The organism is Eubacterium sp. AF19-12LB (assembly GCF_003479125.1).
In the GTDB taxonomy this organism is placed as follows: Bacteria; Bacillota; Clostridia; order Lachnospirales; family Lachnospiraceae; genus Eubacterium_U; species Eubacterium_U album.
Window position 1 is genome coordinate 40,671 of the sequence record NZ_QUGP01000006.1, and the last position, 15,615, is coordinate 56,285.

Consider the following 15,615-nt stretch of genomic DNA (forward strand, 5'->3'; position numbering starts at 1 on the left):
TCATGTACAAATAATTTCGCATACATATTATTTGCTATAATTACTCTAATTCTTCTAACCACTCACGTACTACTGCATCACTTGGCATTCTCAAATCTCCTCTAGGTGAAACCGCAACGCTTCCTACCTTTGGTCCGTCAGGAAGGCATGAACGTTTAAACTGCTGCGAAAAGAATCTTCTGTAAAATGTCTTTAACCATTTCAAAATAGTTTCTTTATCATATTTTCCATCAAATGCGTGTTCAGCTAAATATAATACCTTCTTAGGTTCAAATCCAAATCTTAAAATATAATATAAGAAAAAGTCATGCAATTCATATGGTCCAACTACATCCTCTGTTTTCTGTGCTATTTTTCCATTCTTAGTAGGTGGCAGTAATTCAGGACTTACAGGTGTATCTAGCACATCAAATAAAATGTCTGCTAATTTCTTTACTCCACATGTGTCTGCAAAATAATGAACTAAATGTCTTACCAACGTTTTCGGGACTCCCGCATTTACACCATACATAGACATATGGTCTCCATTATAAGTAGCCCATCCTAATGCAAGTTCCGACATATCTCCTGTTCCAATAACCATTCCATTATATTCATTTGCAAAATCCATAAGCAAATAAGTTCTTTGTCTTGCCTGTGCATTTTCATAAGTAATGTCGTGATTATCTATACTATGTCCTAACTGTTTTAAATGAAGTGTTACTGCATCAGCAATATTTACTTCTTTTAGTTCACATCCAAGTTCTTTTACAAGTGTAACTGCATTATTATATGTTCTGTCAGTTGTACCAAATCCCGGCATTGTAACTGCAATTATGTTGCTTCTGTCAATATTAAGTGCATCAAATGCCCTTACGGTAACAAGCAGTGCCAATGTGGAATCAAGTCCACCTGATATTCCTATAACTGCATTTTTACAATTAGTATGTTCTAAACGTTTCTTAAGTCCCATTGTCTGAATTGTAAGAATTTCTTCACATCTCTTATTTCTCTTTTCTTCATCCTTTGGTACAAATGGTGTATTATCAATTTCTCTTGAAAGTTCAAATTCTTCTAATTCTAAATCAATTTCACATATTTCATAATCGTCGTCACTAACTGCTGTAAATGTATTCATTCTTTGTCTTTCTGCAGCCAATTTTTCCAAATCTATCTCAGCATATACTGTTTCATTTGTAAATCTTTTTGCCTCTGCTAAGATTGTTCCATTTTCAGCTATCATATTATGTGCCGCAAATACTAAATCAGTAGAAGATTCCCCCTCTCCTGCATCAGCATACAAATAAGCTGATATTGTTCTTGCTGACTGTCCTGCCACAAGATTTTTACGATAATTATCTTTTCCTGTTACTTCATCACTTGCTGAAAGATTAGCTATAACTGTTGCTCCTGCCATAGCATAATTTGTGCTAGGTGGATTTGGCACCCATAAATCTTCACATATCTCTATTGCAAATTTAAAGTTTTCTATATTTACACAGTCAAAAAGTATGTTTGTTCCAAATGGGATTTCATCATCATAATCATCATCCCAATCTTCATCATCTTCTTCATCATCTTCTTCATCATCTTCCCAGTCGTCTTCATCAAAGTCATCCTGATTATGTTTAAAATCAACTTTGCCATTCTCTGTCATATATATTTTATAATCAAAACCTTCTTTGCAGTTTTCTTCTAAACTCCATTCATCCTTAGTAACTTCAAATGAAACATATCCTTCAACACCTTTTCCTGATACAAAATGTCTTGCTTCATAAAACTCGGAATAATTAGGTATATATGACTTAGGTACAATTCCAAGTATCTCTCCATCATAAACAACTGCCGCAACATTGTATAACTTGCCATTATATACCAATGGGAGTCCGACTATAGCTACAATTTCTTTATCTTCACAATGTTTTGCTATTGCCACCAACTTTTTCTTTGCATTTTTTAGCATGTGCTGCTGCCAGAACAAATCGCTGCATGTATATCCCGTAATACATAATTCAGGGAATACAACAAACTGTGCTCCATTATCATAAACTTCATCAATTAATTTACATATCTCTTTAGCGTTATATTCACAATCTCCTACTTTAATTTTAGGAGTTGCGCACGCAACCTTTATAAATCCGTTATTCATGTCAATCCATATCTCCTGTGTTATATATTCGTGAATTAATATTTTAATACACGCTTACCTCTAATGATACCCCATTGTCAAATTTATTGTCAACATTTCACGTAAATTGTCTCTTTTTATATTGCTTTTTATGATATACATTTAATGAATGTCCAATTTTAATTAATTATATACCTATTTTTTATAATCTTAATGTATACCTATTTTTTAATATACATTCAACGTAATGCTTTTTATGTTATATTCATGATTTTGTCATAAATAACAGAACAAGAAACGCCTAATATCAAATTTATTTTTTGATATCAGAGCGTTTCCATAAGTTATTATTTAAATGAAAAATTAAATATAGAAGTCTTAAAACTATTCATAATAACTCTATATATTAACCGAGCATCGCATCCGTCAGGAAAAAAGTCGAAAACTTTTGACCCCAACATCTCTATATTAATATCTTCTTGGAATAAATGTGTTATATCCTACATTTCTTAAATTCATTTCCATCATCGCAGCATTATCAATATCATCAAACACTCCAACCTGTACCTTATACAATCCGTTCTCAAATATGACATCTGCCGGATACCCCTGTTGTCTTAATTTATACGCCATATTATTTGCTAACTGTCTGTTTCTAAATGCACCAACCTGTACTGTATATGTGTTTCCATCAGCATCCTTCGTATCATAATTTTCAAGAGTTTCCATTATTGCACATGCTATTGCATTTGCTATTTCATAGAATTTTTCATCAAATAATTTATTATCACTATCTGAATTAATGAAGCCTGCTTCTATTAATACTGCCGGCATCTTTGTTCTTTTTAAAACTACTAAATTAGGTCTTTCAACGACTCCTTTATCTTCAAATCCTATCTTTGTAAGATTTGCATTAATATTTCTGGCAAGTTGTGATTTTAAGCCACTGTCATCATATACTAAACTCTGCACTCCACTATACTGATTTGCTGTAGGCGCAGAATTTCTATGAAATGATACAAATAAATCTGCTCCTGTATTATTTGCCTTAGTTGCTTTTTCAAATGGGGTATCATAGACATCTGATGTTCTTGTAAATTCTACATCATATCCATTATTTCTTAAAATCTCCCCTACCGCTGTAGCAAGTCGTAACGCATCATCTTTCTCCTGTCTGCCTTCATAAACGGCCCCGGGGTCTGTTCCACCATGTCCCGGGTCCAACATAATTTTATAAGCCATAAACACCTTAATAACAAATTCGTTATCATATAGTATGCTTATGGCTTACCAAAAATACCTATATTTTATTTTTTGTTTACATTTGTTTCGTTATTGTTCTGATTATCTCTTGCACCGTTTATGATGTCATCTCCTGCATCTTCAACACCATCGATAACATCATCCACTACATCATCTGCAACTCCGTCACCATTTGTATCAGTTGAACTATTTACGTTTCCTGATCTTCTTGTTGTTTCGTTTCTGTCTGTTCTATTTGTTGTAGTCTCTGTTGTCATTTCATTTGTTGTTTCTACAGTTTCATTCATTGATTCATTCATTTCATCGTTTGCTGCATCATTATTTCCACAGCCTACAAATCCAACCATTGAAAGCATCATTACAAATGCTACTAAGTATTTTTTAATATTGTTCATAATAACCTCCATAAAAGTTTTTACATCATTTATTATGAACACTTTTACAAAAATTATAAAAATATATAAAAAAATAGAAATAATTTAATTTGAAATCAATATAAATTGAGTTCGGCAAAAATCATTTCTATTTTTAAAATATTAAAATGGCATGATTTCGAAAGTTCATAGTTCATAGTTCTTAGCATTAGCAAAGTAACTTTAACTTTCATTTTCCATTCTTTTATACATAACTTTATTCGATTTAATTTAATACATCAGCCATGTTATACATTCCTGTTTCTTTAGAAGCAAGATATTTAGCTGCATCAACAGCACCTTTTGCAAATACTGCTCTTGAGTAAGCTGTATGCTTAATTTCAATTACTTCATCAATTCCTGCATATATAACTTCATGTTCACCTACAATTGTTCCACCTCTTACTGCTGAGATTCCAATTTCCTTTTCAGGTCTCTTTTCTCTTCTGCTGCTTCTATCATATGTATAATCATATTCGTTGTTTAAAACCTGATTAATACAATCTGCAAGTGCTAATGCTGTTCCGCTTGGAGCATCTAATTTCTGATTATGATGCTTTTCCACTATTTCAATATCATATCCTCTGTTGGCTAACACTTCTGTTGCAACTTTTAAAATCTTCATTAATGTGTTAATTCCTAAAGACATATTTGCTGATTTTAAAATAGCAACTTTTTCACTTGCCTTCTGAACATTATATAACTGTTCTGATGTAAGACCTGTTGTGCACAAAACAACCGGAATTTTCTTTTCTACTGCATACTTTAATAAATCATCTATTGCACTAGCTGTTGAAAAATCAATAATTACATCTGCATCAACATTACAGTCAAAAATATTTGTGAAAACAGGATAATCATTTGCCACTTTGTCATAAGCATCAATTCCTGCGACAATCTGTACGTCTGTATCTTTATTAGCTATATCAGTAATCATTCTTCCCATTCTACCGTTACAGCCATTCATAATTATGTTTGTCATCCTTACCTCCGTATGAAAGCTTTATAAAATTCCGTAATTCTCCATTGCTTTTCTTAATCTTTCTTTGTTAGCATCTGTCATTTCTGTTAAAGGAGCTCTAAGTGAACCGGCCTTATATCCTAACATATTCATTGCTGCTTTTACAGGGATTGGATTAACTTCACAGAATAATGCATCAATTAATTCAATTGCTTCTAACTGAATCTTCTGTGCCTTTTCAATATCTCCATCCATATATGATGCTACCATATCATGAACTTTAGCAGGTGCTACATTTGACCAAACTGAAATAACACCCTTTCCGCCTAATGATAACAATGGAAGAACCTGGTCGTCATTTCCTGAATAGATATCAAGACATCCATCTGCAAGTGATGCTAACTTAGCTACCTGTGAAATATTTCCTGATGCTTCTTTAATTGCAACTACATTCTTTACTTCTTTTGCAATCTTAACTGCTGTTTCAGGAAGAATGTTTGTTCCTGTTCTTGATGGTACATTATACATAATAATAGGAATATTTACTGCGTCTGAAATATCCTTATAATACTGATATAATCCACCCTGAGTAGCTTTATTATAATATGGCGTAACACATAATAATCCGTCTGCACCAACTTCCTGTGCCTGTTTAGCAAGGTTGACTGCTTCTCTTGTACAGTTAGAACCTGTTCCTGCAATTACAGGAATACGCTTAGCTGTCTTATCTACTGCATATTTAATGCATTTAATATGTTCTTCATCATTCATTGTTGAAGATTCACCTGTTGTTCCACAAATAATAATTGCATCTGTGCCTCCGGCAATCTGATTTTCAATTATTCGTCCTAATTCATCATAATTAATTGAACCATCTTCATTCATAGGTGTGATAATTGCTACACCTGCACCTGTAAAAATTGACATTTTAATGTCCTCCTTCATAATCTTAATCCCATTATTTACACCACTTATTTATATACAATCTCTCCGTAACTATCTTTTGTAAAATAAATTTAATAGTTACATGCGTAATAAAAGGGACCACGTGGTGTGCTCCCTAAAAGTATCGCTTCGATGCTTATAAGTAGCTCTCCATCAGGGTACTTCCTAATGACAGTTATATGGCTCTTAACCATATACCCAAGAATTCATCTCCGGAATGAATCCTTTCGGCGCCACATCCTTTCCTCTGTAATCATCTGCCTCCGGGACATCATACAGTTTACTAATAAGTAGCGCAACCTCTACTATCATTTAAAACAATAATAGCACTCCACATTATATAAGTCAACCTAATTCACCTCTTTACAAATAGCGGTAAATTATATTTCCCCTCCTTATATAATATGGTCATATTGCTATATTGTCTATCATTTTATCAAAATATCTTTAATATCATTTTCTTTTATTACATCTACGGAATCATCCTGATATCCGGCAGGTATACCTACACTTGAATACAATTTACCAAGTTCAGTAAATTCCCCTGTTGAAATGTCATACAATGCTGATGCTCCATTTTTTGAATCTTTGCTTCCAAATGAAAACCATGCATATCTTTCTACATAATCTCTTTCTTCTAATCCCGGTATTACACCTTTCATATATCCAATAACTGCATCTAACTGCTCCTGATTTTTTCCCGGGTCTCCTGATATTGCAAACTCCGTAATCCAAATCGGCTTATGATACATTTCATATGTCTGGTCTATCAAATCTAAAAATGCCTGAACACCTTCATCACTATACCAGTTCCAATAATGATGTAACGCAATAAAATCTATACTAAGATTATCATCTGCATCAATCTGCTCCATAAACGGCTGAAACCAGTCTTTTGACCACGGAGGGCATAATGCTGTTGCCGGTGAACTTATCTGTATGCCTTTATTCATAAAATCAGGCCATGCATCTACAACTTCATCAACTGTTAAATTTGCCTGGTCCGTAAAATCAGGCTCATTATATGCTAACAAATATTTATATCCTGTTTTTTTAAGTCTTTCTATCATTTTCGACTCAGTTGAACTATAAGTCCACATCATTGGTATATACTCCATATTTTCAAATGAATAATAATTAAATGGTGTAATATCCCAATTGTAATACCATGATGCATTCATCTTATCTGCTGCAAGTTCTCTTGACATATCCTTATTTACACATAAACCTTTTTTTGAAATATAAATTGTAAATACATCTGAATATATTTTACTTCCGTTATCGTAATCAGCTTCTATGTATATTTCATAAGAATTTGTTTTTGCGCAGTGAAATTCTACTGTAGCAACAGATGCTATATCTGATATGGATTCTTCTTTTTTTGTCATATCTTCCAGCTTCATTCCTGAAACAAAACCTTCATCTTCTTTTTCCTCTTTTGCAAATTCATCCGGCTTAATGGCAAATTGCTTTTCGCCATCTATATAAATATTATATTCGTTTACTTTGCCATATTTTTCACTGTTTTCATATATATCTTCTAAATTTGCAATAGTAATATCTATGTTTCCTGCACCTATCATCTTCCCCGGGGTTGGATTTACAAGTGCATTTTCTTTCCATTTAATCAGTGTAGCTTCTTTCTTGCTATTATCATTTACAAATATACCCACAACTCCTATTGTCGCTCCAAAGCAGCACATAATAATTACAGCAATTAATTTCTTAATATTTTTCATTGATTTTCCTTAATATACCTTAATCCCTTCAATTTTTAAACCATAAATACAGATTAAAATTAATAATCGTATTTATGGTCTTATTCTTATTTACAATTTGTTTATGTGATTTTAAATTTCACTTTTGCACTATGTTAGTTTTTACTTATTTACTAAAATGCATATTATCTTATGTATCGCCTGTAGTCTATACTTACATCAGTATTATTTAACTTTTACTGATTTTGTCTTGCTCCATGCACCATATACTTTTTTCTTTCCAACTTTTGTATATGCTCTCACTTTAAAATAATATTTTGTCTTTCTATCTAATTTCTTTATTGTTATAGTCGTTTTTGATGTACTCTTTTCTAAATATCCTACAAATTTCTTACTATCTGAGTATTTTATCTGATATCCTTTTGCTTTTGCTACTTTCTTTATTCTTATTTTTGCTGTCTTTTTCTTTAAGCTTTTAGCATATACAATGCTTGTTTTGCCTGGTTTCTTTATGGAATTGCCGGCTACACCATTATTTATACTACTGTTATTATCATTATTCAGCGAGGCATATACAACATTCATTGTAGAATTATCTATTGATTTGCAATTTCCATAACTATAACCTTCAGGATTTCCATTTGCAACATATGCATTTCCTAAATCAGTTAATACACCTGTACTGTTTGTCCATAATGCTGCAGCACCATTTGTTCCATCTGTTGTATCAAATGAGAACCATGAATATCTTTCTACATAGCTTCTCTCATCTAATCCCTTTAATACAGCCTCCAAAAATTCCTTGCACTGCTTTCTTCCATTTGAATCACTATAGCCCCAGCCATTAGGAGCAAATTCTGTAATCCATATTGGTTTGTGATACATTTCATACGTTTTATCAACCACATTTTCAAGGAAGTCATTTGCAGCTTTTACTCCTCCATATGTTTTATAATAGCAATGTAAAGGAATAAAGTCTATTGTACTTTGGTCAATTCGGCTCATAAATGTTCTAAACCATGTTCCATTATTCCATGCAGGGCAAAATGCCGGTGCCGGTGAACCCAAATAATAATTATTTCCTAAAAATTTATTCCAATTATTTATTGCTGTATTAACATTTATATTGCTTCCACCGGCATTTGCCCCCATATCAGGTTCGTTATATGCAAGTAAATATTTATATCCTTTTAAAGCTATTGATGAAATGTATTTTTCCGATCCTGTCCCCCAAATCATTGGAACATAATCAATATCTGTATAGCAACTATATGTAAATGGATTTATTCCCCAATTATAATACCAACCTATATTCATATCATCAGGTATTAACATTTTCCCCATTTTATCATTTACACATAATCCTTTTTTAGTTACATAAAAATAAAAAGTTGAGGATGTTACACTAGAACCATCTGTAAAATTTGCAACAATATAAGTCTTATGACTGCTTACTGTCGTCGTATAAAATTCAAACTGTGTGGTAGTTGCCGATGCAGTATTTACAAGTGAATCATCTACATATAATTTATAATCTTTTATTTCTCCTAAACTATCTGCACTTGTCCATTTTATATCAATATATCCTGCCGGCACTAATTTACCTGCTACCGGATTTGTTATTGCATTTGCCTGCCACTGTGTTATTGCACCTGCATCACTATTTATTGTAACTGCTTTAACATCATTGTTAAAAGCAGGAGTTCCGGTAATAACCACCGCTGACATCAAAGCCATTGCAATTACTCTTCTTAACTTTCTCATATAATAATCTCCTATCACCTTTTCAAAATAAATAGGGGTAAGGTACTCACCCCTATTTTCTTTTGTCTAACAATCACTTATGCAATTATTTTTTCTTACTATTTTCAGCTGATTTTGCTTTTTTTACTTTTTTTACCTTTTTTACTTTTTTAACTTTCTTTATTTTTGCTACTTTCTTGCTGCTCCAACCTGTATACAACTTTGAGCCATCCATAATAAAGTAAGCTCTTGACTGAACATAATACTTCTTTCCTGCTTTCAATTTTTTAAGAACATATGTAAGCTTTGTTGTACTCTTAGTTTTAGCTTTTTTCATATTCTTATATGTTGAATATTTAATTTCGTAACCTGAAGCATTATTTACCTTCTTAAGATTTACTTTGATAGTTTTCTTTTTATTATTAGGTAATGCTGTATAAATAACAGGTTTTACTGCTGCTGCACACGCTATTGCAGATGTGTCTACTCCACTTGGAGTATATACTCCATAAGTTTTTGCCGGATATCCTGCAGGATTTCCAATTTCAGCATATAATTTTCCTAATTCTGTTAAGACACCTGTATTTCTATACCATAATCCTGAAGCACTGTCTGTGAATGTACTATTATCTTCAGGGTCAAATGAGAACCATGCATATCTTTCTACATAGCTTCTTGCATTTAATCCTTCTAATACAATCTTTAAGAAGTTTCTTGTATTCTCTGCGCATGTAGGATCAGCCATGCTTAACTTCATATGCTGTTCACCTACAGCAAACTCTGTAATCCAAATTGGCTTATGATATAATGCATATGTCTGGTCAATTGCCTGTAAGAACTGTAATGCGCCTTTAGTTGAATCTAAATCTGTTCCCCAATAACAATGTACCGCAATAAAATCAACATCTAACGAACTATTTGCTGATATCTTTTCCATAAAAGGTTTAAACCATTTATCAGACCAGCACGGTGCTGTAGCTGTTGCAGGTGAGCCAACTTTAAGTCCTGAATTACAAAAATCCTGCCATCTGTTAATTACTTTTTCAATTGACATATTAGACTGATTTGTTAAATCTGGTTCATTATATCCTAAAATATATTTGTATCCATTCTTTTTTGCGTTTTCAAAAGCTGCTTCTTTAACTGTTCCCTGTCCCCATATCATAGGTACATAGTCCATATTATCAAATGATCTGTTTTTAAAATTTTTTTCATTATATGCTGTAAAGCCCCAATTATAATACCAACCAACATTTAATGAAGAAGCATCTATACCTACTCCCATATCTTCATTTATACAAATTCCTTTCTTTGTAACATAAAAAGTACTTGTATTTGTATTAACTACTGTTCCGTTTGTTAATGTAGCTGAAACGTATGCTGTATGTGCAGATACATCAACTGTGTAAAATTCGCATGATAAAGTTTCTGCTGATGTTGGAGATACTGTTCCTATTAAAGCATTATCAACATAAACTGCATATGATGAAACTCCTTCTAGGTTATTGTTCCACTTTACATCTATATATCCTGCTCCAATTAATGATCCGTTAGCAGGACTAATCAATCCATTATTAGTCCATTCTGTTGTTGAAACTGTAGCGGCTGCTACTTCATTGCTTGTGATTGCAGCATAATTAATTCCTGAAAATACAACAACTAATGATAATGCAAATGCTAATATTCTCTTTGCTTTTCTCATATTCTTATCCTCTCTAACTAAATAAAATGTTTCTACATTTAAAATCAAATTATAGCATCTAAGATTTTTGTTTAAAAAAAGGGCGCAAAGACTTATATGATATTCATATAAAATCTCTACACCCTTTCACCTGCTTAAGATTAATTCTAATATTAAACTTATTTAACTACAACTAACTTCTTAGCTGACCATTTTTTACTAAATACTTTGTTATCTGCTGAATCTGTTGTATAAGCTTTAGCTCTTACGTATACAATTGATCCAGATTTAAGTTTCTTAAGTATAATTTTTGTCTTTTTAGATGTTTTCTGTTTAGCACCCTTAAACTTTGAATTTGTTGAATACTGAACAGCATATCCTTTAACATTCTTTGCTTTCTTAAGTGATACAACTGCTTTCTTAGCACTTTTGCTCTTTACAGAAGCAATTTTAACCTTTGCCGGTGCAGCTGTTTTCTTCCACTGTGCAACAAGTGTCAAGTCACTTGGAACAACAGAATTAAAATTATATGAAGCTCCATTAGCTGTATAACCTACTAATGTGTATCCTTTTCTCTTAGCTGCAAATGTATCAACCTTTTCGCCTTCATTTACATATTTTGTAGACATTGTCTTGTTCTGGCTAACAAAATTTACAGTATACTGCTTATTAGCTGTAACTGTGAAATTATTTACATGAATATATCCTGACATACCAATTTCATCAGCATATGTCTTTAATAATGCACCTAAAGCGAATTTTAATCCGATGTTTCCTTTTTTATAATCCTTTGGTACATTGATTACCGCTGAAACCTTCATACTTTCTTTCTTTGAAGAATCTAATGTAATATATCCATCTGATGTAATATTAGATGTTGAAGTTAACTCTAAAGCTTCATCACCATTACCAGGCTTATATGCCTTGAATAAAATATGCTTTGTAGTAATATCTCCTATCTTATTTCCTAATGCATCTTTTTTGCTTGCTTTTAATGTACTTGAAATATTAAAAGATATTGTGTAATTACGTCCTGCTTCAACAGGTACATTTTCAAGTGTAGCTGTCATACCCCATGGATTATCATTTACTAATTCATTTGTTAACTTATTGTATTCTCCATCCCATCCAGAATTAATGACAAAGAAATCAAAATTAGAAACTGTTGAACCTGCTGTTATGTATCCTTCAGTTGCATAATCAACACCTTTTGTCTGAGGGATGGCTTTTAAAGCTTCTTCCCATTCTCCACCATCTTCCCTAGTACATACTGAAAATGATGTCCACTGTGTTAATCCTGCCAAAACATTTGTTCCTGCCGGAACTTGAGCTGCTGATGCAACGCCTGCCATTCCTATAGTCATAACAGATGCTAATGCAACCGCCATAGTTTTCTTAAATAATCTCACTTATTTGTCCTCCTAATTACAGTCCTTATGTTTAATATGCGGCAATATTTTGATAATTGCCGCATACTTACTTTTGAAAATTATATTTGCTATTCTGTTTTATTATTTTTTAATTGTTACTTTTACAGCTTTGCTCCACTTACCAAATCCTGCAGCATTTTTAGCACGAACCTGAACTTTGTATGTCTTACCTACTGCAAGTTTTTTGATTTTTGCATTTGTCTTTTTAGCGTTGTATTTCTTGTTTCCAACCTTAACCTGATATGACTTAGCACCTTTTACTTTCTTCCAAGTAACCTTAACTGACTTCTTAGCATTGTTAACAACCTTAACACCCTTAACCTTTGCAGGTTTGCTTGCTACTACTGCAGGAGCTGCTGTTGTAGGAGCTACTGTATTTGTATTACCTGTTGGAACCTTTGTTGTTGTTGTTGCTTTTTTTGTTGTTTCAGGAGCCTTTGTTGTCTGTCTTTCAGGAATAACGCTCTGTGTATACTTTTCACCCATTAAAGAAATGTCTGTGAATGATAATGTTCCATGTGCATTTACATTTTCTGATGTTCCATATGCGTATGCATACTTGCAAGCCTTAGCTGCTTCTTCTGTAACTTTTCCAGCCTTAACTGCCTGTGTTAATTCATATGAATAATAATATGAACCATATGCTAACTGAACCTTAATATCATTACTTAAATAATCAGGACTTACAGGAACGTCAAATTCGTATGTTTTTGTTTCTCCTGCTGGAACTCTTATTGTCTTAAATAACATTATGTTATCATTATCACCTTCAATACCACTATTTACAGTAATTGTAATATTCTTTTCTGTCTTTGTAGTTGTATCTGCTTGCATCATTCCGTTATTAACTGTAAATTTTAATTTATATGTATTTCCTGGAACAACTTTAGCATTAATTTCTGATTTAATCTGATATGGTTTTTCACCCCAGATTTTATCATTTAATACAATTGCATCTTCCGGAGCAGCGCTTTCTGCTGTCCAATTAGCCTGCCATCCTGTAATAGAAATATTAGCAGAAACATTATCTACTGCTGTTGACTTAAATGTTGTCTGTGTAATAACAGCATCATTTGGTTCATAACTTTCTGCTGAACTTGTCCAGCTACCTGTAAGTGCGTTAGCTGTATCAGCCTTAACGTCTGTTGTGTTTGTTTTAAATCCTACTGCAAGTGTAGCAACTAATGCTGTTGTCATAGCACCTGCCATAACTTTGTTGAAAACCTTTCTCATCTTCAATTTCCTCCTCAAATAAAATTGTTTTTTTTCTTTTTGAAAACGTTTATTTTCAATCTATGAACATCTTATCATAAACGTTTTTATTTTACAATCCAAAATATCATATTTTCACAAATAAAACGATTTTCAATTTGAAATACTGTCTAATTTTCACATATAAACAATCAATCAATTTAATTTCTGATGTAAAAATTGTAACATTTTTATTGTTCTTTATTTAGATGTTTTAAATGTTTTTGTTTTAGACCATGGTCCTTTATCACTACCATTAATACCTCTGACTCTTACAAAGTATTTTTTACCACCTGCCAATTTGCTTAATACAATAGTTAATTTACCGGTTTTCTTTATCTTTGATTTTTTAAATTTCTTATTCAAAGAATACTGAACCTGATATTGCTTAACACCTGAAACTTTCTTCCATGTTACTTTAGCAGATTTTTTCTTTGTTGCTTTTGCACTCTTAATCTTAACTTTACCAATTGTAGTTGCCTTTGTTGTTTCTACAGGCACTACAGTTGTTGGTGTAACCTGAGTTGTTGTTTCTTCTACCTTAGGTGTAGCAGTTGTTGTTGGCTGCTGTGTTGTTGGTTCCTCATATACATACTTATCAGCATCAGTTAACTTATATGTTTCATAACCTTTAGGATTACCTAATGATGCATATAAGAATCCATTATCTGTTAATTTACCTGAGTCATAATCAAATAATGCAGTTGATCCACTTGCATCATTTGAATCAATATCATTTGCTGAATTAATATTGTATGGGAACCATGCATATCTTTCTACAAAATCCATCTCATCTAACTGTGCACATACTTCTTTAATAAATGCACCTGTTTTTTCATTTTCACCAGGTTTCTGATAACTATAATCGAATTTGTCTCCATATGCCTTGCTTCCAAAAATTCCCATTTCGGTAATCCAAACAGGCTTTCCATATAATTCATGTACTTTCTTTACAGCATCAATCACCATGCTAACACTTCTCTGACTAATATATGTATGAATTGCTACACAATCGCAACTAACTCCTTCAATCTCTATCTGAACTCCATTATCATCAACTGTTCCGCCTTTCAAGAATGGTGTAAGCCATCCGCTGTATGTTCCGTTAGGATTACTAATAGCCGGAGATACAGTTCTCTTTCCAAGTTTCTGTATTTCTTTCCAGCCCTTCTGAGCCTGTACAACTGATATATTTGCCTGAGCTGATAATTCAGGTTCATTATATCCAAGGATGTAATTAGCATCCTTTGGAACTAAAGCGCACTGCTCTGCAATGTATTTAAATAAATTTTCATCTTTTGTTCCATCCGGATCATCCTGATTTCTTCCCCAAATCATTGGTACAAAATCAACTCCATCATCAATTGAATTATTATAAGGTGTTGCCTGCCAATTGTAATACCAAGATAGGTTCATCTTTTTAAGTTCGACTGTTTTACTCATATCTTCACCTAATGCAATTCCTTTTTTAGATACAAAAAAGTTTCTTTCATTAGACTCTACTGTTTCACCCGAAGCTAAAACAGCCTCAACCTTTAATGTATGCTTTGCTATAGATGTTGTATAAACTTCTGCCATCTGTTCATTCTCACCATTAGCTTCTAATTCGACTGCTTTTTTTCCATCAAATACAATATTATAGCTTTCTGCATCTGTTACAGATGTATTAACTTTAACATTAATGTATCCTGCTCCTACGAGTTTGCCTTCAGTTGGTGTAATAACTGCCTCTTCTTTCCAGCTTGATATAGTGCTACTTTCTTCGTTTGCATCCGCACTTATCACTCCAGTCATTGACACTGTCATAACTGCAGCCATGGCAAATGCAACTCCCCTCTTAAAATTTCTCATGTTTTCCTCCTTTATATGCATACCATCTCTGATGGTATTTCTTCCACTCTATTGTCCGATTATTTTCTTATAAAGTCAACAACTTTTATGCATTTTTTACAATTTTGCTTATAATCAATCTTTTTTTTTAGATGTTATTTTATTTTTTAGAATAATATGATTTATAATTTGTTGTATAAATAAATAATATCACTAATTTGTTTATTTGTTTGTGGCACCTTTGCAAGAAAAAACATCCCAAAACAAACTTTT

Annotated in this window: 11 protein-coding genes and 1 riboswitch; all 11 genes read right to left on the reverse strand. The window is 32.5% G+C overall.

Features of this window, described 5'->3' with window-relative positions; genetic code table 11:
- Window positions 1–40: 40 nt before the first annotated feature.
- The 11 genes from DWX29_RS07365 to DWX29_RS07415 all read right to left on the reverse strand — a co-directional run bounded on the left by DWX29_RS07365 (window position 41) and on the right by DWX29_RS07415 (window position 15,363).
- Complete coding sequence (locus DWX29_RS07365) at window positions 41–2,128, reverse strand: NAD(+) synthase (RefSeq protein WP_118565520.1); 2,088 nt, start codon at window positions 2,126–2,128, stop codon at window positions 41–43.
- Window positions 2,129–2,575: 447 nt separating this feature from the next.
- Complete coding sequence (locus DWX29_RS07370; protein WP_117910667.1) at window positions 2,576–3,349, reverse strand: N-acetylmuramoyl-L-alanine amidase; 774 nt, start codon at window positions 3,347–3,349, stop codon at window positions 2,576–2,578.
- A 65-nt stretch (window positions 3,350–3,414) separates the two neighbouring features.
- Entirely contained in the window at window positions 3,415–3,765 is a 351-nt protein-coding gene (locus tag DWX29_RS07375; protein WP_117910666.1) for a hypothetical protein, read from the reverse strand.
- 244 nt (window positions 3,766–4,009) lie between these two features.
- On the reverse strand, window positions 4,010–4,765 hold the full coding sequence (dapB, locus tag DWX29_RS07380) for a 4-hydroxy-tetrahydrodipicolinate reductase (RefSeq protein WP_118565521.1): 756 nt from the start codon (window positions 4,763–4,765) through the stop codon (window positions 4,010–4,012).
- Window positions 4,766–4,786: 21 nt separating this feature from the next.
- A complete protein-coding gene (gene dapA / locus DWX29_RS07385; protein ID WP_117910664.1) occupies window positions 4,787–5,671 on the reverse strand; it encodes a 4-hydroxy-tetrahydrodipicolinate synthase in 885 nt (294 codons plus the stop codon).
- A gap of 153 nt (window positions 5,672–5,824) precedes the next feature.
- Window positions 5,825–6,002: riboswitch (Lysine riboswitch) on the reverse strand.
- A gap of 115 nt (window positions 6,003–6,117) precedes the next feature.
- Window positions 6,118–7,428, reverse strand: coding sequence for a glycosyl hydrolase (locus DWX29_RS07390; RefSeq protein ID WP_118565522.1), 1,311 nt, complete (start codon window positions 7,426–7,428; stop codon window positions 6,118–6,120).
- Window positions 7,429–7,632: 204 nt separating this feature from the next.
- Entirely contained in the window at window positions 7,633–9,171 is a 1,539-nt protein-coding gene (locus DWX29_RS07395; RefSeq protein WP_118565523.1) for a glycosyl hydrolase, read from the reverse strand.
- A gap of 85 nt (window positions 9,172–9,256) precedes the next feature.
- Window positions 9,257–10,852 carry a glycosyl hydrolase gene (locus DWX29_RS07400; protein WP_118565524.1) on the reverse strand — a complete coding sequence of 532 codons (1,596 nt, stop codon included), beginning with the start codon at window positions 10,850–10,852 and terminating at the stop codon, window positions 9,257–9,259.
- 158 nt (window positions 10,853–11,010) lie between these two features.
- The gene (locus DWX29_RS07405; protein ID WP_118565525.1) at window positions 11,011–12,240 is read right to left on the reverse strand and encodes an InlB B-repeat-containing protein; all 1,230 of its coding nucleotides are present in this window, start codon (window positions 12,238–12,240) and stop codon (window positions 11,011–11,013) included.
- Between the two features lie 102 nt (window positions 12,241–12,342).
- Window positions 12,343–13,494: a fibronectin type III domain-containing protein gene (locus DWX29_RS07410; protein WP_118565526.1), complete on the reverse strand. Its 1,152-nt coding sequence runs from the start codon at window positions 13,492–13,494 to the stop codon at window positions 12,343–12,345.
- Between the two features lie 219 nt (window positions 13,495–13,713).
- Window positions 13,714–15,363, reverse strand: coding sequence for a glycosyl hydrolase (locus tag DWX29_RS07415; RefSeq protein ID WP_158574518.1), 1,650 nt, complete (start codon window positions 15,361–15,363; stop codon window positions 13,714–13,716).
- Window positions 15,364–15,615 lie beyond the last annotated feature (252 nt).

Coding starts and splice junctions, on each gene's coding strand:
- dapB (WP_118565521.1), bottom strand. CDS start 4,765: ATGACAAACATAATTATGAATGGCTGTAACGGTAGAATGGGAAGAATG.
- DWX29_RS07370 (WP_117910667.1), bottom strand. CDS start 3,349: ATGGCTTATAAAATTATGTTGGACCCGGGACATGGTGGAACAGACCCC.
- DWX29_RS07415 (WP_158574518.1), bottom strand. CDS start 15,363: ATGAGAAATTTTAAGAGGGGAGTTGCATTTGCCATGGCTGCAGTTATG.
- DWX29_RS07395 (WP_118565523.1), bottom strand. CDS start 9,171: ATGAGAAAGTTAAGAAGAGTAATTGCAATGGCTTTGATGTCAGCGGTG.
- dapA (WP_117910664.1), bottom strand. CDS start 5,671: ATGTCAATTTTTACAGGTGCAGGTGTAGCAATTATCACACCTATGAAT.
- DWX29_RS07400 (WP_118565524.1), bottom strand. CDS start 10,852: ATGAGAAAAGCAAAGAGAATATTAGCATTTGCATTATCATTAGTTGTT.
- DWX29_RS07375 (WP_117910666.1), bottom strand. CDS start 3,765: ATGAACAATATTAAAAAATACTTAGTAGCATTTGTAATGATGCTTTCA.
- DWX29_RS07365 (WP_118565520.1), bottom strand. CDS start 2,128: ATGAATAACGGATTTATAAAGGTTGCGTGCGCAACTCCTAAAATTAAA.
- DWX29_RS07410 (WP_118565526.1), bottom strand. CDS start 13,494: ATGAGAAAGGTTTTCAACAAAGTTATGGCAGGTGCTATGACAACAGCA.
- DWX29_RS07390 (WP_118565522.1), bottom strand. CDS start 7,428: ATGAAAAATATTAAGAAATTAATTGCTGTAATTATTATGTGCTGCTTT.